Genomic DNA, 21516 nt, shown 5'->3' on the forward strand with positions numbered 1-21516 from the left:
AGAGCGGGATACCGACGCGCCTGGGTATGGCAGTGGCCCGGAACCGACACCGGTTCCGGGCCACCCCAGTCGCTTACGACTTCTCCGAAGGCCTACTTCGGCTGCGGCTTGCGCACCGACAGGTGCAGCTCCTTCAGCCGCGTCTCCTCCAGCTCCGTCGGCGCGCCCATCATCAGGTCCTGGGCGTTGCCGTTGAGCGGGAAGGCGATCGTCTCGCGGATGTTGGGCTCGTCGGCGAGCAGCATCACGATGCGGTCGACGCCCGGGGCGATGCCGCCGTGCGGCGGGGCGCCGAAGCGGAAGGCGCGCAGCATGCCGGCGAACTTCTCCTCGACCGTCTCGCGGTCGTACCCGGCGATCTCGAAGGCCTTGAGCATGATCTCCGGCTCGTGGTTCCGGATCGCGCCGGAGGACAGCTCGACGCCGTTGCAGACGATGTCGTACTGCCAGCCGAGGATGTCCAGCGGGTCCTGGCTCTCCAGGGCCTCCAGGCCACCCTGCGGCATGGAGAAGGGGTTGTGCGAGAAGTCGATCGCGCCGGTCTCCTCGTCCTTCTCGTACATCGGGAAGTCGACGATCCAGCAGAAGCGGAAGACGTTCTCCTCGAAGTGCCCGGCACGCTTGGCGGCTTCCACCCGCACCGCGCCCATGATCTTGGAGACCTCGTCGAACTCGCCCGCGCCGAAGAACACCGCGTGGCCGGCGGCCAGGGAGAGCCGCTTGGTGAGCTCCGCGACGTTGTCCTCCGTCAGGAACTTCGCGATCGGGCCCGACAGCGAACCGTCCTCGGCGACGCGGACCCAGGCCAGGCCCTTGGCGCCCTGCGAGACGGCGTAGTCGCCGAGCTGGTCGAAGAACTTGCGGGGCTGCGCGGAGACGTCCGGCACCGGCAGGGCACGGACGTGCTTGCCGGCGAAGGCCTTGAACTCCGAGCCCTCGAAGATGTCGGTGATGTCGACGAGTTCGAGCTGGGCGCGCAGGTCGGGCTTGTCGGAGCCGTACTTCAGCATCGCCTCGCGGAACGGGATCCGCGGGAACGGCGAGGTGACGTGGCGGCCGCCGCCGAACTCCTCGAACAGCTCCGTCATCAGCTTCTCGACGGGCTGGAAGACGTCCTCCTGCTCGACGAAGCTCATCTCGATGTCGAGCTGGTAGAACTCGCCCGGCGACCGGTCGGCGCGCGCGTCCTCGTCACGGAAGCAGGGCGCGATCTGGAAGTACCGGTCGAACCCGGAGATCATCAGCAGCTGCTTGAACTGCTGGGGCGCCTGGGGGAGGGCGTAGAACTTGCCCGGGTGCAGGCGGGACGGGACGACGAAGTCGCGGGCGCCCTCGGGGGAGGTCGCGGAGAGAATCGGCGTCGCCATCTCGTTGAAGCCGAGGGCCGTCATCTTGTGGCGGATCGCCGAGATGACCGCCGTGCGCAGCATGATGTTGCGGTGCATGCGCTCGCGGCGCAGGTCGAGGAAGCGGTACTCCAGGCGCCGCTCCTCGTTGACCCCGTCCTCGGCGTTGATCGTGAAGGGCAGCGGGGCGGCCGCGCCGAGCAGTTCGACCTCGCCGACCTCGACCTCGACCTCACCGGTCGGCAGCTCGGGGTTGATGTTCTCGGCGCCGCGGGAGACGACCTTGCCGTCGATGCGGACGGTCGACTCCTTGGAGAGCTTGTCGAGGGCCTCGTAGGCGGGGGTGCCGGGACGGGCCACGAGCTGCGTGATGCCGTAGTGATCGCGCAGATCGATGAAGAGGATGCCGCCCAGGTCGCGCCGATTGTGCAGCCAGCCACTCAGCCGGACGTCGGTGCCGACGTCAGAGGAGCGGAGCTCGCCGCAGGTGTGGGACCTGTACCGATGCATCGTCGTTCATCCAGTCTTCGCTGATCGGGGTCTGTGTTTCACGTGAAACTGGTCCCCAGCGTACCGTTCGGGCGGAGATCGCCTCTCCAATATGACGATCACTCCCTTCGGCTTTCGGTGGCAGTGTTCGATGACCTCTTCTTAAGGTGGGGCAATGCGCACTGGCGAGCCGCTGCCCGCCGTGGGGGAGGTTCTCGCCGCCCTCGCGACCGGCCTGTGGCACTGGGACACCGCCACCGGGCTGGTCACGGTCGATGCCGAGGCGGCACGGCTGCTCGGGCTGCCCGCCGAGCAGACCAGCCTCACGCAAGCCCAGGCCCGGGCCCGTATGCACCCGGCGGACTGGAACGAGATCACCGGCGTGGTCCAGCTCGCCGTCGCCGAGGGCACCCTCGCCGAGGTGCGGGTCCGGGTCATGGACAAGCAGGGCCAGGTCGTACGGGTCGTCCGCAGCCGCTCCAAGCCGTCTTTCGACCAGGTGCGCAAGGCGTACGAGTTGATCGGCACCCTCCAGGAGGTCACCGAGCCGGCGCCGGGCACCCCGGCCGGGCGCAGCGCGGTCACCGGCGACTGGCGGCGCTCCCGGGAGGCGTTCCTGTTGGACGCCGGCCGGGCGCTGGCCGAGGCGCGCTCCACGCAGGAGGTGCTGCGGGTCACGGCCAATCTGTCGATGCCGGGGTTCTCCCCGGACGGGCTGGCGGTGTTCAGCGTGGAGGGAGACCGGTTGACGCTCATCGGCCACCACGGCCCGCACCAGCACGCGGACGAGAGCCCGTTCACACACATGGCGCTGGCCACGGACCACCCGGCCGCCGAGGTCGCACGGACCGGCCGGGCCGTGTACCTGTCGTCTCCCGAGCGCTACAAGTCGCGCTACCCGCTGACCTGGCCGCTCGCCCAGTCCTTCGGCCGTCACTCGTGGGCATTCCTGCCGCTGACGGTGGCCGGCCGCACCATGGGCGCATGGATGGCGGCCTTCTCCTACCCGGTGGCGTTCACGCCCGACGAGCGGTCCGTGCTGACCACGGTGGCGCGCATGCTGGCGCAGGCGCTGGCCCGGGCGGGAGCGGCCGAGAGCGAGCGGGCGCTGACCGACGGACTCCAGCGCACGATGCTGCCGAGGCTCGGCCCGCAGCGCATCCCGGGTATGAGCGTCGCCGCCCGCTACGTCCCCACCGGCGGCGGGCTCCAGGTCGGCGGCGACTGGTACGACGTGATCCCGCTGCCCAGCGGGCGGTTCGCGCTGGTCATCGGTGATGTGCAGGGCCACGACGTGCGGGCGGCGGGCCTGATGGGCCAGCTCCGCATCGCCCTGCGCGCCTACGCCTCCGAGGGCCACCGCCCCGACGCCGTCCTCTCCCGCGCCTCCCGCTTCCTGCACGGCATCAGCGACGAGGACCCCTTCGACCCGCGCTTCGCGACCTGTGTGTACGTGGAGGTCGACCCGGCGACCGGCGTGCTGGACATCGCCCGGGCCGGGCATCCGGACCCGGCGATCCGGATGGCCGACGGCACGGTACTGACGCGGCCGACGTCGGGCGGCCTGCCGCTGGGCATCGACCCGGACGCCGACTACCCCACGACCCGGCTCGCCCTGGAGTCCGGCGAGACCATGCTGATCTGCACGGACGGCCTGATCGAGACCGGCGGCCACGACCTGGACTCCGGCTGGCGGCGGCTGCGCGTGATCCTGGAGGACCACAAGGGCGACCTGGAGGAACTCGCCGACACCCTGGTGCAGGCCGTGCACGGGCCGTCGTCGCACCACACCACCGGCCCGCTGGCCGACCGCCGCGAGGACGACATCGCGCTGCTGCTGCTGTGCCGGGAGGGCGAGGGCTGCGGCTGCGGCGACACCATGATCGTGCGGGCTCCCGTGCGGCGGACCATGCTGACGGTCGCGCAGGCCGAGCCCGAGCGGGTCGCGGTGGCCCGGCAGCAATTGCGCGAGCTGCTGCACGACTGGTCCTCCCCCGACCAGGTCGACTCGGCGGTGCTTCTGCTGTCCGAGCTGCTGACGAACGTCCTCGTGCACACCGACTCCGACGCGCTGCTCGTCGCCGAGATCACCGGCGGGGAGGGGGAACGGCGGCTGCGGATCGAGGTCACCGACGCCGGTGACGACCTGCCGCACAAGCGCAGACCCGGGGAGCTGGCGTCCTCCGGCCGCGGCCTGGTGCTGATGGAACTGCTCGCGCACGCCTGGGGGGTGGACCCGCGCGGCGAGGGCAAGAGCATCTGGTTCGAGCTCTACGAGTCCGTGGACGGCTCGGGCGACGGCTCCTGGTCCCCGTAGCGGGTGCGGAGCTCCTGGAGTACGCCGAAGGCGGCCGCGGTGAGCGGCACGGCGAGCAGCATGCCGAGCACTCCGGCCACCGACGCCCCGGCCGTGATCGCCACCATCACCACCGCCGGGTGCATCTGCACGGTCCGGCTCTGGATCGCCGGCTGGAGCACGTGTCCTTCCAGCACCTGCACCGCGATCACCACCCCGAGCACCCACAGCGCGATGACGAACCCCCGGTCGGCGAGCGCGACCAGCACGGCCACGGCTCCCGAGATGAAGGCGCCGAGGTAGGGGATGTAGGCGCCGACGAAGACCAGCGCCCCCAGCCCGGCGGCCCCGGGCACGTCGAGGACAAGCAGTCCGACGGTGATGCAGAGGGCGTCGATGAGCGCGATGAAGGTGGTGCCGCGCATGAAGCCCTCGACGGCGTGGAAGGCCCGCCGTGCCATGGCCTCCAGGGTGTCGGCCGAGCCACGCGGGGACAGGGCCCGCAGTGTCCCGGCGGCCTTGTCGGAGTCGCGCAGGAAGAAGAAGACGAGCAGCAGCGCGAGCACGGCCATGGCGATGGTCTCGCCGACCACGCTGACCCCGCTGATCACGCCGGAGGCGGCGGAGCCGCCGAACTTGCCCAGGAGTTGCCGGGCGTTGGAGGCCAGGTCGTCCAGCGAGGTCCCGGCCGCCCCGAAGTGCTCGGAGATGCCCCGCGCGGCGTCCTTGAGCGAGGCGACGATCTCGTCGCCCGTGTCGATGAGCGCGGCCACCACGATGTACACGGCCCCGCCGACCACGGCCACGACGGCGACACAGGTGAGCCCGGCCGCGACCGACCGCTGCACCCCGGCCTTCACCAGCCGCCGGTGCAGGGGCCCGAGCAGGGCCGTCCCGAGCAGCGCGAGCAGCACGGGCACGACGGCGGTCCGGAACTCGTCGCACAGCCGGATCCCGACGTAGACGACTCCGGACACGAGCAGGAGGAGCGCGCACCAGGCGGCGAGCCGCCGGAGGGAGTCCGGGAGGAGCGGCCTGGTTCCGTCAGCGGTCGGGTCGGAGTCCTGCACGCCTCCACCCGACCATGCCCGGGGCGGACCGTCCCGCCGGAAGGGCCCGCCCGGGTGACGGAGCGTCAGCGCCGTCGGCCCGACCGCCGGTTCATGTCACGACGTGACCGCCACGGACTTTGCGGGCCACCGCCCGCCCGCCGCGACGCCCAGCCCGGCCAGGGCCTGGCAGCGGCGTCGGACTCACGAGCTCAGCGCCATCGCCGACAAGGACGTTGAGGCCGCCGCCCGCCCCCTCGGGACGACCAGCCCGTCCCGGACGGGGGCGTCGCCAGCGGCAGCCGGCTCACGGGCTCCGCGCCGTCACCGGCAACGACCTTGCAGACTGCCGCCCGCCCGCCGGTGCGACCAGCCCGGCCCGGGCGTGGCCGTCGGCAGCAGCAGCGGCAACGGCAGCGGACGCGGCAGCGGATGGCTCCGCGCCATCGCCGACAGAACCTTGCGGACCGCCCGTCCGCCGCGACGGCCAATCCGGCCCGCTGGCATCGGCAGCGGACTCGTGGGCTGCCCGAGTGCGGGACCGCCTCGGACTAGAACGGTCGGCATCAGGGCCGACGGGGGGCGCCGCGTGTGCGGCGCCCCCCGTACGACACCGGCGTCAGTCCTGCGGTCCGCCCGCGGTCATCCCGTGCACCGCCGGGACCGTCCCCAGCCGGCCCTTCTGGAAGTCCTCGAAGGCCTGCATGAGTTCTTCCTTGGTGTTCATCACGAACGGGCCGTAGTGGGCCATGGGCTCACGGATCGGCTGTCCGCCGAGCAGGACGACCTCCAGGTCCGGCGTGTGGGAGTCCTGCTTCTCGTCCGCGCGGACGGTCAGCGAGGAACCCGCGCCGAAGACGGCGGTCTGGCCCATGTGGACCGGGCGGCGCTCGGCGCCGACGCTGCCGCGTCCGGCCAGCACGTACGCCAGGCCGTTGAAGTCCTCGCGCCACGGCAGGGTGAGCTCCGCACCCGGGGCGAGGGTCGCGTGGACCATCGTGATCGGGGTGTGGGTGATGCCGGGGCCCGCGTGCCCGTCCAGTTCACCGGCGATGACACGCAGCAGCGCGCCGCCGTCGGGGGTGCTGAGCAGCTGGACCGAGCCGCCGCGGATGTCCTGGTAGCGCGGGGCCATCATCTTGTCCCTGGCCGGGAGGTTCACCCAGAGCTGGAGGCCGTGGAAGAGCCCGCCGGACATGACGAGATGCTCCGGTGGCGCCTCGATGTGCAGCAGGCCCGAGCCCGCGGTCATCCACTGGGTGTCCCCGTTGGTGATGGTGCCGCCACCGCCGTTGGAGTCCTGGTGGTCGAAGATCCCGTCGATGATGTACGTGACGGTCTCGAAGCCGCGGTGCGGGTGCCACGGCGTGCCCTTGGGCTCGCCCGGCGCGTACTCCACCTCGCCCATCTGGTCCATCATGATGAACGGGTCGAGGTGGCGGTAGTTGATCCCCGCGAACGCCCGGCGCACCGGGAAGCCCTCACCCTCGAAACCGCTCGGAGCGGTCGTGACGGCGAGCACGGGACGTGCCACGGCGTCGGCAGGCGCGGTCACGCGGGGCAGCGTCAACGGGTTCTCGACGGTCACAGCAGGCATGTCGGTTCCTCCTCGTGTACGCCCAGTTTAGTTGAGCGTTGAACTTTCTGCCACCCCTAACAGAGAAAACCGGGTGGGCATTCCCGGGCGACGGCGCAGCGAACCACGGGACACCGGCACGGCGAAAGACCGGCACCCCCGCGCTCGGGGTACCGGCCTTTTCGTACGTCCGCGTCAGGCGACCAGCTCGGGCTTCTCACTCCCTGCCCGGGCGGGCTCGGTCTCGGTCTCGGTCTCGGTGTCGGGCCTGCGGTCCCGCATCACCAGCGTGGCCACGACCGCCGCGGCCAGGACACCGATCGCGCTGATCGTGAAGGTCGTCGACATCGAGGCGGTGAAGGCCTCCCGGGCCGCCCGTACCAGACCCGTGTCGCCGCCCGCGACCGCCAGGGCCCCGCCGATGGACTCCCTGGCCTGCTCGGGAGCGCCGGCCGGCATCTCTTCCGTGTAGCCACCGGAGAGCAGCGCGCCGAGGATCGCGATGCCGAGGGCGGTACCGGACTGCTGGATGGTGTCGTTGAGGGCCGAGCCGACGCCCGCCTTCTCCTCCGGGATCGTGCTCATCAGGGCGGCGACCGCGGCCGGCATCGCCAGACCGGCTCCCAGGCCCAGGATCCCCAGCGCCACGGCCGGGACCGTGAAGCCGCTGTCGGCGGTGAGCGTGGTCAGCAGCCCGAAGGAGGTGGCCATCAGAAGCATCCCGGCGAGGATGACGAACCGGTTTCCCACCTTCACCGCGAGCTGCGCCCCGGCCGCGTTACCGGCCAGCGCGGCCACCGCCAGCGGCAGGAAGGCCAGGCCCGCCTTGACCGCGGACCAGCCGAGCACGAACTGGAGGTACTGGGTCAGGACCAGCAGCAGGCCGGCGTTGCCGATCTGGACCAGCGCCAGCGAGAGCGAACCCCCGCTGAAGTTGCGGTGCTTGAAGAGGACCAGCGGGACCATCGGCGAGCGGGTGACGTTCTCCCAGACCACGAAGCCGGCCAGGGCCACCACCGCGACAGCCAGGACCAGGAGGGAACGGCCGCCGAACGCGCCGTGCTGCGGGATCTCGATGATCCACCACACCAGGGCCGTCATGCCCACCGCCGACAGCACCGCGCCCAGCGGGTCCGGCTTCTGCCAGGGCGCCTTCGAGTCCGGCATCAGCAGCACACCGGCCAGCAGCGCCAGGGCGACGATCGGCACGTTGATCAGGAAGATCGCCTGCCAGGCGAAGTGGTCGATCAGCACACCACCGAGGACCGGACTGCCGACCAGCCCCAGCATCGACACCGAACCCCACGCCGCCATCGCCTTGGGCCGCTCGTCCTCGTCGAAGACGGTGATCAGGATCGACAGCGTGGACGGCATGATCAGCGCCCCGCCGACGCCCATCGCGATCCGCACCGCGATCAGCTCACCCGGACTGGCGCAGAACACCGCCCCCAGTGAAGCGGCCCCGAACAGCAGCAGGCCGATCAGCATCACCTTCCGGCGTCCGAACCGGTCCCCCAGGCTTCCCGAGGTCAGCAGCAGCCCGGCGAAGACCAGGGTGTAGGAGTCGAGGATCCACTGCATGTCCTGGGCACTCGCCCCCAGGTCCTCCGTCAGCGCGGGCACGGCGACCGTCAGCGCCATGTTGTCGACGACCAGCACCAGCGTGCTCAGGCACAGCACGATCAGGATCCACCAGCGCCGCGGATTGCGAGCGTCCATTCCAGTTCCCCTCCTGCGAACACCGTTCCTTCGATGCGCACACTGTACGCATGGCGGAACAGTGTGCGCAAGTCTTGAGTTCTGTACGCTGATTGCGCACACCGTTCGCAGGTAGGTGCCGACAGGTGCCAGCAGGAGGAGCAGATGAGCCGCAGCAAGACGACGGACGAGAACCCGATCCCGTCCGTATGGGCGCGCGAACGGCGCCGCGCCGACCAGCCGGCGCTCAGCCGCGAGGCGATCGTCCGGGAGGCGGTCGCGATGCTCGACGCGGACGGCATCGAGGCGCTCAGCATGCGCAAGCTCGGCGCCCGTCTGAACGCCGGCGCGACCTCGCTGTACCGGCACGTCACCACGAAGGACGAGCTGATGGAACTCGCGGTGGACGAGGTCGCCGCCGAGATCCACGTCCCGCCGGCCGACAGCCCCGACTGGCGCGCGGCGGTGACCGAGGCCGCGGAGTCCTTCCGCACGACGGCCCTACGGCATCCCTGGCTGACCCTGGTCCTCGGCCAGGCCGGGCTCGCCTACCTCGGGCCCAACTACATGAGCTTCTCCGAGCGCCTCGCGGCCCTGTTCACCGCGGCGGGGTTCGCCGAGCCGAGCCGCGCGATCGAGACCGTCTTCTCGTACGTCATGGGCATGAGCAACGCGGAGGCCGCCTGGCTCACCACGGTCGCCCGGTCCGGCGAGACCGAGGCCGACTTCATCGCCCGCCTCATGCCCGCGGCCCAGCGGGCCGCGGCCGACCACACGCACCTGGCCATTCCGCACGCGGAGGTCGAGGAAGCCACCACCGACCCCGTCGCCCTGCGCGACATGAAGTTCGCCTACGGCCTGGAAGTCGTCCTGGACGGCCTGGCGCTACGCCTGCCGAAGTAGGGCCGGCCGCCGCAGGTGAAGCAAGGGGCGGCTAGCCGTCTGCGAAGCAATGGCGTCTAGCCATACATCCGGCGCATCGCGAACTCGACCATCTGCTCGACCGCCTTCGCGTCGAACACCATGCGGTGCTCGCCCTCCATGTCCAGCACGAAGCCGTAGCCGGTCGGCAGCAGGTCCAGGACCTCGGCGCCGGTGATCACGAAGTACTTGGACTCCTTGCCCGCGTACCGGCGCAGCTCCTTGAGCGTGCTGAACATCGGGATCACCGGCTGCTGGGTGTTGTGCAGGGCGAGGAAACCGGGGTTGTCGCCGCGCGGGCAGTAGACCTTCGACGTCGCGAAGACCTGCTGGAAGTCCTCGGCGGTCATCTGCCCGGTGGTGAACGCGCGCACCGCGTCCGTCAGGGAGGGCGGGGACGGCTCCGGGTACAGCGGCGGCTGCTGTCCGTATCCGCCGGACATCGGCTGCTGCGGAGGGGCGTACTGCCCTTGCGGGCCCGCTGTCTGGTCGTAGCCGTACATGAGCGCAAGAGTACCGAGAGCGGCCGGGCGGGCGGTGCGGTACGGCAGCGACGGCGAATCGACAGTGACTCGACAGCGACCTGACAGTCGCCGCTATGGATCGGCACAGCCACGGCTCATAGCGTCGGAGCCATGAACGAACGCCACGACGAGGGCCCGCACGAGCACGACAGAGGCCTCTCCTACGACCTTCCCGTCCTCGCCCGCCGCCGGATGATCCGGCTGATGGCCGGCGCGAGCCTGATCCCGCTGGTGGGCTGCACGACAGAGGAGAAGACCCCGGCGTCCCCGGCATCCCCGGCGTCCTCGTCGTCCTCGTCGTCCTCGTCGTCCGCCGCGTGCGCGGAGATCCCCGAGGAGACGGCCGGACCCTTCCCCGGTGACGGTTCGAACGGCGTGAACGTCCTGAAGGAGAGCGGTGTCGTCCGCAGCGACATCACCAAGAGCTTCGGCGACTCCGCGGGCGGCACCGCCGAGGGCGTGCCCCTGACGATCACGCTGACCGTCGTGGACGCGGCCTCCGGCTGCGGCACCCCCAAGAAGAGCGCCGCCGTCTACCTCTGGCACTGTGACCGGGAGGGCAACTACTCCCTGTACTCAGAGGGCGTCACCGACGAGAACTACCTGCGGGGCGTCCAGGAGACCGACGACAAGGGCCAGGTCACCTTCAAGAGCGTCTTCCCCGGCTGCTACGCCGGCCGCTGGCCGCACATCCACTTCGAGGTCTACGGCAGCCTGGCCGACGCCACGGCGGCCACGTCCATCACGAACACCTCGCAGCTCGCGTTCCCGAAGGACGTCTGCGACACGGTGTACGCCACGGACGGCTACGGCGACAGCGTGCGGAACCTGAGCAGCCTCTCCCTGGAGGACGACGGCATCTTCAGCGACGGCCACGAGCGGCAGCTGGCGGCGATGAAGGGCAGCGTGGGCGACGGCTACACCGCGACCTTGACCGTTCCGGTGTGACCTGTCACAGATGACCGGATGGGGTTGCGTCTTATTACTGGCGGGTAGCATCATCGTAGCTACTTGTTGGTACGTGAACTAGCGCGAGGAGCCAGTGCCTCGCCGATCTCTCTAGGGAGCCGGGAGCCGTCGCCATGGGGCACTACAAGTCGAATCTCCGCGACATCGAGTTCAACCTCTTCGAAGTACTCGGGCGCGACAAGGTGTACGGCACCGGCCCGTTCGAGGAGATGGACGTCGAGACCGCGAAGAGCATCCTGGAGGAGCTGACGCGCCTCTCGGAGAACGAGCTGGCCGAGTCCTTCGTCGACGCCGACCGCAACCCGCCGGTCTTCGACCCGGAGACCAACACGGCGCCGGTCCCCGCGTCCTTCAAGAAGAGCTACCAGGCCTTCATGGACTCCGAGTACTGGCGCCTCGGCCTGCCCGAGGAGATCGGCGGCACCACCTCGCCCCGCTCCCTGATCTGGGCGTACGCCGAGCTGATCCTGGGCGCCAACCCGGCCGTGTGGATGTACTCCTCGGGCCCGGCCTTCGCCGGCATCCTCTTCGAGGAGGGCAACGAGGTCCAGAAGCACATAGCCAAGTTCGCCGTGGAGAAGCAGTGGGGCTCCACGATGGTGCTCACCGAGCCCGACGCGGGCTCCGACGTGGGCGCCGGCCGCACCAAGGCCGTGCAGCAGGAGGACGGCTCCTGGCACATCGAGGGCGTGAAGCGCTTCATCACGTCCGGTGAGCACGACATGTCGGAGAACATCCTCCACTACGTGCTCGCGCGTCCCGAGGGCGCCGGCCCCGGCACCAAGGGCCTGTCCCTCTTCCTCGTCCCGAAGTACCTCTTCGACTTCGAGACCGGCGAGCTGGGCGAGCGCAACGGCGTCTACGCCACGAACGTCGAGCACAAGATGGGCCTGAAGGCCTCCAACACCTGCGAGATGACCTTCGGCGACCAGCACCCCGCCAAGGGCTGGCTGATCGGCGACAAGCACGACGGCATCCGCCAGATGTTCCGCATCATCGAGTTCGCCCGCATGATGGTCGGCACGAAGGCGATCTCCACGCTGTCCACGGGCTACCTGAACGCCCTGGAGTACGCCAAGGAGCGCGTCCAGGGCCCCGACCTGGCGAACTTCATGGACAAGACCGCGCCGAAGGTCACCATCACCCACCACCCGGACGTGCGCCGCTCGCTGATCACGCAGAAGGCGTACGCGGAGGGCATGCGCGCCCTGGTGATGTACACCGCCTCGATCCAGGACGCGATCCAGATCAAGGAGGCCGCCGGCGAGGACGCCTCCACCGAGCACGCGCTGAACGACCTGCTCCTGCCCATCGTCAAGGGCTACGGCTCCGAGAAGGGCTACGAGCTGCTCGCCCAGTCGCTCCAGACGTTCGGCGGCTCCGGCTTCCTCCAGGAGTACCCGATCGAGCAGTACATCCGGGACTCCAAGATCGACACCCTCTACGAGGGCACCACGGCGATCCAGGGCCAGGACTTCTTCTTCCGGAAGATCGTCCGCAACCAGGGCGCCGCGCTGAACTCCCTCGCCGAGGACATCAAGAAGTTCCTGGCCCTCGGCACGGGCGGCGAGGAGCTGGCCGGCGCCCGCGAGCACCTCGCCAAGGCCGCGGTCGAGCTGGAGGCCATCGTCGGCCTGATGCTCACGGACCTGGCGGCCACCGAGAAGGACGTCAAGAACATCTACAAGGTCGGGCTGAACACCACCCGCCTGCTGATGGCCTCCGGTGACGTCGTCGTCGGCTACCTGCTGCTCAAGGGCGCCGCGATCGCCGCCGAGAAGCTGGAGACCGCCTCCGCCAAGGACAAGGCCTTCTACACCGGCAAGATCGCCGCGGCCAAGTTCTTCGCCGCCAACGTCCTGCCGGGCGTCACCCTGGCCCGCAAGGTCGCCGAGGGCGTCGAGCTGGACCTGATGGAGCTGGACGAGGCCGCGTTCTGATCCTCACGTCCTCTGTTCGAGGGCCTGTTCCCTTCCAGGGGAACAGGCCCTCGTCCGTCGTTAAGGTGAACCCATGAGCGAACCAGCCCGCTTCGACCGCGGCCACACCGACGACCTCATGACCTTCCTGGCGGCCAGCCCGTCGCCGTACCACGCCGTGGCCACCGCCGCCGAACGGCTGGAGAAGGCAGGCTTCAGGCAGGTCGCCGAGACGGACGCCTGGGACGGGACGATCGGCGGCAAGTACGTGCTGCGCGGCGGCGCGATCGTCGCCTGGTACGTGCCGGAGGGCGCCGCACCGCACACGCCGTTCCGGATCGTCGGCGCCCACACCGACTCCCCCAACCTGCGCGTCAAGCCGCTCCCCGACAGCGGGGCGCACGGCTGGCGCCAAGTGGCCGTGGAGATCTACGGCGGACCGCTGCTCAACTCCTGGCTGGACCGCGACCTGGGCCTCGCGGGCCGCCTGACCCTGCGCGACGGCTCGACGCGCCTGGTCAACGTCGACCGCCCGCTGCTGCGCGTCCCGCAGCTCGCCATCCACCTGGACCGCTCGGTGACGGCCGACGGCCTCAAGCTCGACAAGCAGCGGCACATGCAGCCGGTCTGGGGCCTGGGCAACGACGTGCGCGACGGCGACCTGATCGCCTTCCTGGAGGAGACGGCCGGCATCCCCGCGGGCGAGGTCACCGGCTGGGACCTGATGACGCACTCCGTGGAACCGCCCGCCTACCTGGGCCGCGACCGCGAACTGCTGGCCGGCCCGCGCATGGACAACCTGCTGTCCGTGCACGCCGGCACGGCGGCCCTCGCGGCCGTGGCCTCCGGCGCGTCCGAGCCGGCCTCCATCCCGGTCCTGGCCGCCTTCGACCACGAGGAGAACGGCTCCCAGTCGGACACGGGCGCGGACGGACCGCTGCTCGGCAACGTGCTGGAGCGCTCGGTGTACGCGCGCGGCGGCTCGTACGAGGACCGGGCCCGCGCCTTCGCCGGCACGGTCTGCCTGTCCTCCGACACCGGCCACGCCGTCCACCCCAACTACGCGGAGCGGCACGACCCGACGCACCACCCGCGCGTCAACGGCGGCCCGATCCTCAAGGTCAACGTCAACAACCGCTACGCCACGGACGGTTCGGGCCGCGCGGAGTTCACGGCGGCCTGTGAGGCGGCCGACGTGCCCTTCCAGGCCTTCGTCTCCAACAACTCCATGCCCTGCGGCACCACGATCGGCCCGATCACCGCCGCCCGGCACGGCATCAGGACCGTCGACATCGGCGTGGCCATCCTGTCGATGCACAGCGCGCGCGAACTGTGCGGTGCAGACGACCCGTTCCTGCTCGCGAACGCGTTGACGGCGTTTCTCGAGGGATAGAACGGGCCGTCACCGCATGGGTGTTCCCCTCGGGGGTACCCGGTGTGCGGACCGGAACGACCGGACCGTACAGGGAGGCGACACTCATGGGCCTCGGCGGATGCATCATCCTCATCGCCGTGGGAGCCATCCTCACGTTCGCGACCGACTGGGACATGCAGGGGGTCAACCTCGACCTCGTCGGCATCATCCTGATGATCGTCGGACTGATCGGCGTCACGACGTTCAGCAGCATCGCCAGGCGGCGGCGCGTGGTGGTGCCGCCCACGACGCCGGTCGTGGACGACGGACGGCACCACACGCGCGACGGCTACAGCGACGGATACGGGGTGTGACCCCCGCCCGGATCAGGTGTCCATCCCGGCAAGGACCAGGGCCAGCCGGTCCGTCCCCGACTCGGTGAGACGGACCGGCACGCCCCAGTCCTGCTGGTGGACGTGACAGGCCGGGTACTCGTTGTCGGGGTCGTCGTCGCAGGAGGCGGCCATCGCGGAGACGTGCAGCACACCCTCCGGCACGGAGGGATCGAGTTCGAGGGCGCGGGACAGCTCGGTTCCCGCGCCCTCGCCGTCGATCAGCAGCCCCGGCGGGGTGGACGAGACGAGCAGGCGGGTGGAGGGGCCGTACCGCGTGTCCAGCTTCTGCCCCGCCGGCGGCTGGAACACCACGTCCAGGCGCAGTCGCCCGGGGGCGACTTCGGTGGCCTCCCGCTGCGTACGGTGGGCGACCTCGGGTACCTTCACCGCTTCCTCCGGCAGCCGCAGCCGGGTCAGCCGGTGGCGGGCCGACTCCACGACCACGATGTCGTCGCCGACGAGCACAGCGTCACTGGGCTCGCGCAGGTCCGTGGCCAGGGTGGTGACCTCGCCGGTCGCGGGGTCGTAGCGCCGCAGGGCGTGGTTGTAGGTGTCGGCGACGGCGACGGACCCGTCCGGCAGGACGGTGACGCCCAGCGGGTGCTGGAGCAGGGCCTGTTCGGCGGCGCCGTCTCGGTGGCCGAAGTCGAACAGGCCCGTGCCGACGGCGGTGCGGACGGAGCCGTCCGGGTCCACCCAGCGCAGGGCGGACGTCTCGGAGTCGGCGAGCCAGAGGCGGTCGGGGGTGGCGGCAAGGCCCGAGGGCTGTGCGAACCAGGCCTCGTCCCCCGGGCCGTCCACCAGCCCCTCGTTCGTCGTCCCGGCCGCGACCGCGACCGTGCCCTCGGCCGGGTCGTACGCCCAGAGCTGGTGGACACCGGCCATGGCGATCCAGATCTTGCCCTGCCAGAGGGCGACGTCCCAGGGCGAGGAGAGGTCGACCTCGCGGGCCGGGCCGGAGGTGGGTGAGCCCTGCCACCACTGCCTGCCCGTACCGGCGAGGGTGGTGACTGCACCGGTGGTGAGGTCCAGCCGCCGCAGCGCGTGGTTGACGGTGTCGGCGACGACCACGGATCCGTCCTCGAGGAGGGCGAGCCCCTGCGGCTCGTTGAAGGCGGCCGTGTCAGTCAATCCGTCGGTGAACCCACGCGTGCCGGAACCGACCCTCCGCACCACGCTCTCGCCGTCCTCGGCAAGCTCCACCAGTTGGTGCCGGGTGGTGTCACTGACCAGGAAGTTCCCGGACGGCAGCAGCAGCGCCTTCCCCGGGAACCGCAGCACCGTCGGCTCCGGCTCCGGCGCCACGTACGGCCCGTCCCCTCGCCGCAGTGTTCCCTTGGCCTCGTGCTCGGCCTCCAGCTCCGTGACCAGCCGCTCGATGGCGTGCGCATGCCCCTCACCGGCGTGCTGCGCGACGACGTACCCCTCGGGGTCGATCACGACGAGCGTCGGCCAGGCGCGCACGGCGTACTGCTTCCACGTGGCCAGCTCCGGGTCGTCGAGCACCGGGTGCTCCACGCCGTACCGCTCGACGGCGTCCACCACCGCCTGGTGCTCGGCCTCGTGCACGAACTTCGGCGAGTGCACCCCGATCACCACGACCGTGTCCCGGTGTTTGTCCTCCAGCTCGCGCAGCTCGTCCAGGACGTGGAGGCAGTTCACGCAACAAAATGTCCAGAAATCAACAATTACGATCCGGCCGCGGAGCTCCGCCAGGCTGAGTTCCTTGCCCCCTGTGTTGATCCAGCCACCTTTGCCCATGAGTTCGGGAGCACGGACACGTGCGCGCTTTGACATGGCTCCAGCCAATCACACCGGTCGGTCCGCTCTCCCGTGTCTCCTTCGTCGGCCCAGACGACCCTGAGCCGCTTTTCCGGCTCGAACCGACGTCCTCTCCCGGTCGCCCTGGCGACCCAGACTCGCTCCACCACTTCGGACAGCAACGCCCGCTTCTGCGGAACGTCGCCTTCCTCCCATCGCGCCACCATCTCCGGGTGCCTGCTCAACAACGCCGCCGCGACAGCCGCTTCAACACTGGTAGCCATCGCCCGCGCCCCAGGACAGGTGTGTCCCAGGCGCACGCCCTGGCACACGTACGACGTCCCGTTCCTGCTCATGCGTGTCCCGCAGCCCTCGACGGCGCAGAACAGCAGCCCCGTCAGCAAGTGCGCCGGACCCCGTGCAGGCCGCTTGAGACCGTCGCTTCGCAGTCGGGTTCGAGACCCCAGTTCCGCGACGATCCGCTGTTGTTCCTCCAGAGTGATGATCCCCTCGCCTGCCACGACCGGTTGGCCCGTCTGCGGATCCAGATAGGGCCGCACAACGCCTGTGTACCTGCGGCAATCGCGCTTCTCGTCCCACACGGTCTCCGTTTCGGGCAGCAATCCGGCGAAGGCCGGGGCCCGGAGCAACTGAGACAGCGATCCCACTTGCCACAGACCGCCTCTGGGGGCGGCGATCTCATGCTCATTGAGCAGCCTGGCGATCTTCACGAGCGGCCGCCCGGAGAGGGCTTCGTCCGCGATCAAGCGTGCGTACACCGCAGTCTCGGGATCGGGCGTCAGCTGTCCTGATTCGGCATCGATACGCAGTCCGTAAGGCGGCTGCCCTCCGATCCACCGCCCCCGACTGCGCAAATACCGCTTGGCATGCCGGATGCGTTCACCCCGGATCTCCGCCTCGGCTCGCGCCCACTCCGACAGGGAGGCCATGGCGAGCCTGTCTCCGGGACGGCTCGAGTCCAGATCATCCATGACGGAGACGAGTCGACCGCCGATCAAGTCGAACGCGTCCAGGAGAGGGCCGACTTCTGCCGTTCCCTTGCGACTGAGGCGATCCAGCTTCCACACGATCAGCGTCCGGACGACGCCTGAGGTCACGGCCCTTCCCGCCGCCTCGAAGCCCTTCCTGGTCACGCTCTTGTAGCCGGAGCGGCCTCGGTCAACGTGCACCTGGCGAACCAGCAGCCCGTGCCGAGCGGCCCAAGCGCGGCAGTCGGCCTCCTGTCGCTCGATGGCTGTCTTTCCTTCCCGGTCCACGGAAAGCCGTAGGTACAGATCGGCGCCGACATCCCGCGGGCCCATGTCCCCTCCCAGAGTTGCTCGCCCTGTGAACGAACATGAGTGTCGAAGGCAATGAACTTCTGGGACCGCTAAGCCAGCGCATGCCCCGTCGTGGCGTCCACGTGGGCCGGGATCTCGTCGTGGCGGTCACCGACCGTGAGGGTGCCGGTCGGTTCGAACATGAGGATCGCGGTCGGGACGGGGGCGTACGGCTTGTGCTCGGTGCCGCGCGGGACAGTGAACACCGAGCCCCTGGGCAGGACGACCGTGCGCTCACCGGCCGGTTCCCGCAGTCCGAGCTGGAGTTCGCCGTCGAGGACGAGGAAGAACTCGTCGGTGTGGTCGTGGACGTGCCAGACGTGCTCGCCCTCGACCTTGGCGATACGGACGTCGTAGTCGTTGACGGCGGTGACGATGCGCGGGCTCCACCGCTCGGAGAAGGAGGCCAGGGCGTGGGCGAGGGAGACGGGTTCCTGGGTCATGAGGGGATCCTGCGGGGTTCCGCCCGTCTCGCACGAGTGCTAGGAATCGCACATGCCGCAAGGATCCTCGCACCGCCCGCACCAGGTCGCCGTGATCGTCGACGAGGGCACCAACCCCTTCGAGGTCGGGGTGGCCACCGAACTGTTCGGACTGCCACGGCCCGAGCTGGGGCTGCCGGGGCCGTTGTACGAGGTGACGCTGTGCGGGCCCGCGCCGGAGATCCGGATGAACCACGGCTTCTTCACGCTCACCGGCGTCCGGGGCCTGGACACCGTGGACCGGGCGGACACGTTGGTCGTGCCCGGCCGGCCGGACAACGTCGTACCGCGCGCCCCTGCCGTGCTCGACGCCATCCGGCGCGCACACGCGCGTGGCACCCGGATCATGAGCTTCTGTACCGGCACCTTCGCGCTCGCCGAGGCCGGACTGCTGGACGGGCGGCGGGCGGCGACGCACTGGCGCTGGGCCGACTCCTTCCGCCGGCTGCACCCGAAGGTGCTGCTGGAGCCTGACGTGCTGTTCGTGGACGAGGGCGACCTCCTCACCGCCGCCGGCAGCGCGGCCGCGCTCGACCTCGGGCTGCACGTCTGGCGGCGGGACCACGGCGCCGAGATCGCCAACCACGTCTCCCGGCGGCTGGTGTTCGCCACGCACCGGGACGGCGGACAGCGGCAGTTCGTGGAGCGGCCGGTGCCGGACGTGCGGGACGAGTCCCTGGGCCCCCTGCTGGAGTGGGCGCAGGAGCGGCTCGGCGAGCCGCTGACGGTGGCGGACCTGGCCGCACGCGCGCGTGTCAGCCCCGCCACGCTCCACCGGCGCTTCCGCGCCCAGCTCGGCACGACACCGCTGGCGTGGCTGACGGGGGAGCGGGTGGCGCTGGCCTGCCGGCTGATCGAGCGGGGCGAGGAACGGCTGGACGTGGTGGCGGCCCGCAGCGGGCTCGGCACGGCCGCCAACCTGCGCAACCGGCTGCGGCGGGTGACCGGGCTCAGCCCGTCGGCCTATCGGCGGCGTTTCGGCAGCGGCGCCGGGGAAGCCCTGGTGACATGAGATTCCTCGTGTACGACCGGCTCCTCGGCTTCGGCGACGACTACTGGATCGAGGACGGCAGCGGCTCCAAGGTCTTCCTCGTCGACGGCAAGGCCCTGCGCCTGCGGGACACCTGGGAGCTGAAGGACACCCAGGGGCGCGTCCTCGTCGACATCCACCAGAAGATGCTCGCCCTGCGCGACACGATGGTGCTCCAGCGGGGCGGCGAGCCGCTGGCGACGATCCGCCGCAAACGGCTGTCCCTGCTGCGCAACCACTACCGGGTGTCCCTTGCCGACGGCAGCGAGCTGGACGTCAGCGGCAAGATCCTCGACCGGGAGTTCGCCGTCGAGTACGACGGGGAGCTGCTGGCGGTGGTCTCCCGGCGGTGGCTGACCGTACGGGAGACCTACGGCGTGGAGGTCGTCCACGAGGATGCGGATCCGGCGCTGCTGATCGCGGTCGCGGTGTGTGTGATCCACCTGGCGGAGAAGGAGCGGGAGGGCTGAGGGCGCGTCCTCAGGGCCTGCGAGGAGGCTGGAGCCCCAGCACCCGGTCCTTCAGCGCCGGGAACTGCTCACGGGTGGTGGCGACCTTCCCGGCGTCGAAGTCCACCGTGAGGACCTCCTCCCCGGCGCCCGCCTCGGCCAGCACCTCGCCCCACGGGTCGACCACGATCGAGTGACCGGCCTGGGGAACTCCGGCGTGCGTCCCGGCCGTTCCGCACGCGATGACGAACGACTGGTTCTCGACCGCCCGCGCCTGAGCCAGCAGCGTCCAGTGGGACCGGCGGCGCTCCGGCCAGCCCGCCGGGACCACGAGCGTCTCGGCACCGGCGTCGACGAGACCGCGGAAGAGCTCGGGGAAACGGAGGTCGTAACAGGTGCCGAGGCCCAGGGTGGTCCCCGGCAGACGGACCGTCACCAGCTCGGCGCCCGCGCCCATCAGCACGGCCTCGCCCTTGTCGAAGCCGAAGCGGTGGATCTTGCGGTAGACGGCGGCGAGGTCGCCGGAGGGGGAGAAGACGAGGGAGGTGTTGTAGAGGGGACCGTCCGGATCACGCTCGGGAATCGACCCCGCGTGCAGCCACACGCCGGTGTCGCTCGCGGCCTTCGCCATCGCCTCGTACGTCGGCCCTTCGAGCGGCTCGGCCTCCTGCCCGAACTCCTCGTAGGCGAAGGCACCCGTGGTCCACAGCTCCGGCAGGACGACGAGATCGGCCCCGGCCTGATCCCGGACCATCGAGGCCGCCCGCCGGCGCCGTGATTCGACCGATTCGCCCTCGTTTACGGCGATCTGGATCACAGAGGCGCGCACACTACCACCGTCCTGGCATTCGGCCCGTCCAACAAGGGGTTCCCCACGGGCCTACGATCGTCACACGAAAGCACTGCCGGGGTGCCTCACAGCAGCGTAACTTAGCTGCCAAGACACCCGCCGACAGCCGCCACCTCCCACTGGCAACCGCCACCACCTGCCCGTGCACCGACCGCCGAGGGGTCCCGTTCCGTGAGTCTGCATCCCACCCTCCAGCCCTACGCCGACGCCTGGACCCACTCCATCGAAGCGATATCCGAGCTGCTCCAGCCGCTCGCGGAGGCCGAGTGGAACCGGCGGACGCCGTGCCCCGGGTGGTCGGTGCGGGACGTCGTCTCCCATGTCATCGGCCTGGACTGCGAGATGCTGGGCGACCCGCGCCCCATCCACACGCTGCCGCGCGACCTCTTCCACGTGACGAACGACCACCAGCGCTACATGGAGATGCAGGTCGACGTCCGCCGTCACCACACGGCGCCGGAGATGACCTCCGAGCTGGAGTACGTGATCATCCGCCGCAACCGCCAGCTGCGCAACGACTCGCGTGACCCGGGCACGAAGGTGCGCGGCCCGCTCGGCACGGAGCTGACCCTCGAGGAGTCCATGCGCCGGCACGCCTTCGACGTGTGGGTGCACGAGCAGGACCTGCGCACGGCCCTCGGCCGGCCCGGCAACCTCGACTCCCCCGGCGCGCACGTCGCCCGTGACGTGCTGCTCGGCGAACTCCCGCGGGTGGTCGCCGAAGACGCGCAGGCACCGCGCAGCTCGGCCGTCGTCTTCGACGTCCACGGTCCCATCGAGTTCCTGCGCACGATCCGCGTCGACATCCAGGGCCGCGGCACCCTGGAAACGGCCCCCGCCCTCGGCCCCGCCGCCACGCTCACCCTCGACTGGGAGACGTACGTACGCCTGGCCTGCGGCCGTGTGACGCCGGAGTCGGTGACGGACAGGTTGAAGACGGAGGGCGACCCGGAACTGACGGCGGCGATCCTGCGCAACTTCACGGTGACGAAGTAGCGCATCCCGCTGCGGGCAGTCGTGCCTCCCCCATTTCCTCAAGGGCCTGGGAGGTGCCCCCAGGGCGGCCCG

18 protein-coding genes are annotated in these 21516 nt (G+C 70.4%); 9 read left to right on the forward strand and 9 right to left on the reverse strand.

The window, feature by feature from the left end; translation table 11 throughout:
- Positions 1 to 92: 92 nt before the first annotated feature.
- Positions 93 to 1856, reverse strand: a complete 1764-nt coding sequence (aspS, locus tag ABFX81_RS09470; RefSeq protein WP_086841888.1) for an aspartate--tRNA ligase — start codon at positions 1854 to 1856, stop codon at positions 93 to 95.
- A 154-nt stretch (positions 1857 to 2010) separates the two neighbouring features.
- On the opposite strand from aspS, the gene ABFX81_RS09475 reads away from it, so the two are divergent.
- Positions 2011 to 4152: a SpoIIE family protein phosphatase gene (locus ABFX81_RS09475; protein WP_346137907.1), complete on the forward strand. Its 2142-nt coding sequence runs from the start codon at positions 2011 to 2013 to the stop codon at positions 4150 to 4152.
- Here ABFX81_RS09475 and ABFX81_RS09480 read toward each other — a convergent pair.
- The 3 genes from ABFX81_RS09480 to ABFX81_RS09490 all read right to left on the reverse strand — a co-directional run bounded on the left by ABFX81_RS09480 (position 4107) and on the right by ABFX81_RS09490 (position 8475).
- Positions 4107 to 5201, reverse strand: a complete 1095-nt coding sequence (locus tag ABFX81_RS09480; protein WP_086851694.1) for an AI-2E family transporter — start codon at positions 5199 to 5201, stop codon at positions 4107 to 4109. The genes ABFX81_RS09475 and ABFX81_RS09480 overlap by 46 nt on opposite strands.
- 598 nt (positions 5202 to 5799) lie before the next feature.
- Positions 5800 to 6777 (reverse strand): pirin family protein, encoded by a 978-nt coding sequence (locus ABFX81_RS09485; protein ID WP_086851697.1) that lies wholly within the window; start codon positions 6775 to 6777, stop codon positions 5800 to 5802.
- A 174-nt stretch (positions 6778 to 6951) separates the two neighbouring features.
- On the reverse strand, positions 6952 to 8475 hold the full coding sequence (locus ABFX81_RS09490; RefSeq protein WP_086851699.1) for an MFS transporter: 1524 nt from the start codon (positions 8473 to 8475) through the stop codon (positions 6952 to 6954).
- A gap of 144 nt (positions 8476 to 8619) precedes the next feature.
- Between ABFX81_RS09490 and ABFX81_RS09495 the strand changes: the two genes are divergently transcribed.
- Positions 8620 to 9357 carry a TetR/AcrR family transcriptional regulator C-terminal domain-containing protein gene (locus ABFX81_RS09495; protein WP_086851701.1) on the forward strand — a complete coding sequence of 246 codons (738 nt, stop codon included), beginning with the start codon at positions 8620 to 8622 and terminating at the stop codon, positions 9355 to 9357.
- A 56-nt stretch (positions 9358 to 9413) separates the two neighbouring features.
- On the opposite strand, the gene ABFX81_RS09500 is transcribed toward ABFX81_RS09495, so the two are convergent.
- Positions 9414 to 9878: an SseB family protein gene (locus tag ABFX81_RS09500; protein WP_020270440.1), complete on the reverse strand. Its 465-nt coding sequence runs from the start codon at positions 9876 to 9878 to the stop codon at positions 9414 to 9416.
- 132 nt (positions 9879 to 10010) lie between these two features.
- Between ABFX81_RS09500 and ABFX81_RS09505 the strand changes: the two genes are divergently transcribed.
- From ABFX81_RS09505 to ABFX81_RS09520, 4 genes are all read left to right on the forward strand, one after another.
- On the forward strand, positions 10011 to 10847 hold the full coding sequence (locus ABFX81_RS09505; protein ID WP_086851706.1) for a dioxygenase family protein: 837 nt from the start codon (positions 10011 to 10013) through the stop codon (positions 10845 to 10847).
- Between the two features lie 134 nt (positions 10848 to 10981).
- The gene (locus tag ABFX81_RS09510; protein ID WP_086851708.1) at positions 10982 to 12808 is read left to right on the forward strand and encodes an acyl-CoA dehydrogenase C-terminal domain-containing protein; all 1827 of its coding nucleotides are present in this window, start codon (positions 10982 to 10984) and stop codon (positions 12806 to 12808) included.
- Between the two features lie 73 nt (positions 12809 to 12881).
- The gene (locus tag ABFX81_RS09515) at positions 12882 to 14180 is read left to right on the forward strand and encodes a M18 family aminopeptidase (protein WP_086851710.1); all 1299 of its coding nucleotides are present in this window, start codon (positions 12882 to 12884) and stop codon (positions 14178 to 14180) included.
- Positions 14181 to 14266: 86 nt separating this feature from the next.
- Positions 14267 to 14515 carry a DUF6458 family protein gene (locus tag ABFX81_RS09520; RefSeq protein ID WP_010032488.1) on the forward strand — a complete coding sequence of 83 codons (249 nt, stop codon included), beginning with the start codon at positions 14267 to 14269 and terminating at the stop codon, positions 14513 to 14515.
- Positions 14516 to 14527: 12 nt separating this feature from the next.
- Here ABFX81_RS09520 and ABFX81_RS09525 read toward each other — a convergent pair whose 3' ends face one another.
- From ABFX81_RS09525 to ABFX81_RS09535, 3 genes are all read right to left on the reverse strand, one after another.
- A complete protein-coding gene (locus tag ABFX81_RS09525; RefSeq protein ID WP_086851712.1) occupies positions 14528 to 16333 on the reverse strand; it encodes a thioredoxin-like domain-containing protein in 1806 nt (601 codons plus the stop codon).
- On the reverse strand, positions 16225 to 17619 hold the full coding sequence (locus ABFX81_RS09530) for a recombinase family protein (RefSeq protein WP_086851714.1): 1395 nt from the start codon (positions 17617 to 17619) through the stop codon (positions 16225 to 16227). The genes ABFX81_RS09525 and ABFX81_RS09530 overlap by 109 nt, the downstream gene beginning before the upstream one ends.
- 68 nt (positions 17620 to 17687) lie before the next feature.
- Positions 17688 to 18080: a cupin domain-containing protein gene (locus ABFX81_RS09535; RefSeq protein ID WP_086851716.1), complete on the reverse strand. Its 393-nt coding sequence runs from the start codon at positions 18078 to 18080 to the stop codon at positions 17688 to 17690.
- A 52-nt stretch (positions 18081 to 18132) separates the two neighbouring features.
- On the opposite strand from ABFX81_RS09535, the gene ABFX81_RS09540 reads away from it, so the two are divergent.
- Complete coding sequence (locus tag ABFX81_RS09540; RefSeq protein WP_086851718.1) at positions 18133 to 19131, forward strand: helix-turn-helix domain-containing protein; 999 nt, start codon at positions 18133 to 18135, stop codon at positions 19129 to 19131.
- A complete protein-coding gene (locus tag ABFX81_RS09545; protein WP_086851720.1) occupies positions 19128 to 19619 on the forward strand; it encodes an LURP-one-related family protein in 492 nt (163 codons plus the stop codon). The genes ABFX81_RS09540 and ABFX81_RS09545 overlap by 4 nt, the downstream gene beginning before the upstream one ends.
- A gap of 10 nt (positions 19620 to 19629) precedes the next feature.
- Here the strand turns inward: ABFX81_RS09545 and ABFX81_RS09550 are convergent, their stop codons facing one another.
- Entirely contained in the window at positions 19630 to 20427 is a 798-nt protein-coding gene (locus ABFX81_RS09550; RefSeq protein ID WP_086851723.1) for a nitrilase-related carbon-nitrogen hydrolase, read from the reverse strand.
- A gap of 192 nt (positions 20428 to 20619) precedes the next feature.
- On the opposite strand from ABFX81_RS09550, the gene ABFX81_RS09555 reads away from it, so the two are divergent.
- A complete protein-coding gene (locus ABFX81_RS09555; RefSeq protein WP_086851725.1) occupies positions 20620 to 21444 on the forward strand; it encodes a maleylpyruvate isomerase family mycothiol-dependent enzyme in 825 nt (274 codons plus the stop codon).
- Positions 21445 to 21516: the final 72 nt, after the last annotated feature.

It is taken from the genome of Streptomyces coeruleofuscus (assembly GCF_039532725.1).
GTDB classification, from domain to species: domain Bacteria; phylum Actinomycetota; class Actinomycetes; order Streptomycetales; family Streptomycetaceae; genus Streptomyces; species Streptomyces coeruleofuscus.

Bases quoted from the DNA above. Each gene is read 5' to 3' on its own strand.
- aspS (WP_086841888.1), bottom strand. From the start codon at position 1,856: ATGCATCGGTACAGGTCCCACACCTGCGGCGAGCTCCGCTCCTCTGAC.
- ABFX81_RS09475 (WP_346137907.1), top strand. From the start codon at position 2,011: ATGCGCACTGGCGAGCCGCTGCCCGCCGTGGGGGAGGTTCTCGCCGCC.
- ABFX81_RS09485 (WP_086851697.1), bottom strand. From the start codon at position 6,777: ATGCCTGCTGTGACCGTCGAGAACCCGTTGACGCTGCCCCGCGTGACC.
- ABFX81_RS09490 (WP_086851699.1), bottom strand. From the start codon at position 8,475: ATGGACGCTCGCAATCCGCGGCGCTGGTGGATCCTGATCGTGCTGTGC.
- ABFX81_RS09495 (WP_086851701.1), top strand. From the start codon at position 8,620: ATGAGCCGCAGCAAGACGACGGACGAGAACCCGATCCCGTCCGTATGG.
- ABFX81_RS09500 (WP_020270440.1), bottom strand. From the start codon at position 9,878: ATGTACGGCTACGACCAGACAGCGGGCCCGCAAGGGCAGTACGCCCCT.
- ABFX81_RS09505 (WP_086851706.1), top strand. From the start codon at position 10,011: ATGAACGAACGCCACGACGAGGGCCCGCACGAGCACGACAGAGGCCTC.
- ABFX81_RS09510 (WP_086851708.1), top strand. From the start codon at position 10,982: ATGGGGCACTACAAGTCGAATCTCCGCGACATCGAGTTCAACCTCTTC.
- ABFX81_RS09515 (WP_086851710.1), top strand. From the start codon at position 12,882: ATGAGCGAACCAGCCCGCTTCGACCGCGGCCACACCGACGACCTCATG.
- ABFX81_RS09520 (WP_010032488.1), top strand. From the start codon at position 14,267: ATGGGCCTCGGCGGATGCATCATCCTCATCGCCGTGGGAGCCATCCTC.
- ABFX81_RS09525 (WP_086851712.1), bottom strand. From the start codon at position 16,333: ATGTCAAAGCGCGCACGTGTCCGTGCTCCCGAACTCATGGGCAAAGGT.
- ABFX81_RS09530 (WP_086851714.1), bottom strand. From the start codon at position 17,619: ATGGGCCCGCGGGATGTCGGCGCCGATCTGTACCTACGGCTTTCCGTG.
- ABFX81_RS09535 (WP_086851716.1), bottom strand. From the start codon at position 18,080: ATGACCCAGGAACCCGTCTCCCTCGCCCACGCCCTGGCCTCCTTCTCC.
- ABFX81_RS09540 (WP_086851718.1), top strand. From the start codon at position 18,133: ATGCCGCAAGGATCCTCGCACCGCCCGCACCAGGTCGCCGTGATCGTC.
- ABFX81_RS09545 (WP_086851720.1), top strand. From the start codon at position 19,128: ATGAGATTCCTCGTGTACGACCGGCTCCTCGGCTTCGGCGACGACTAC.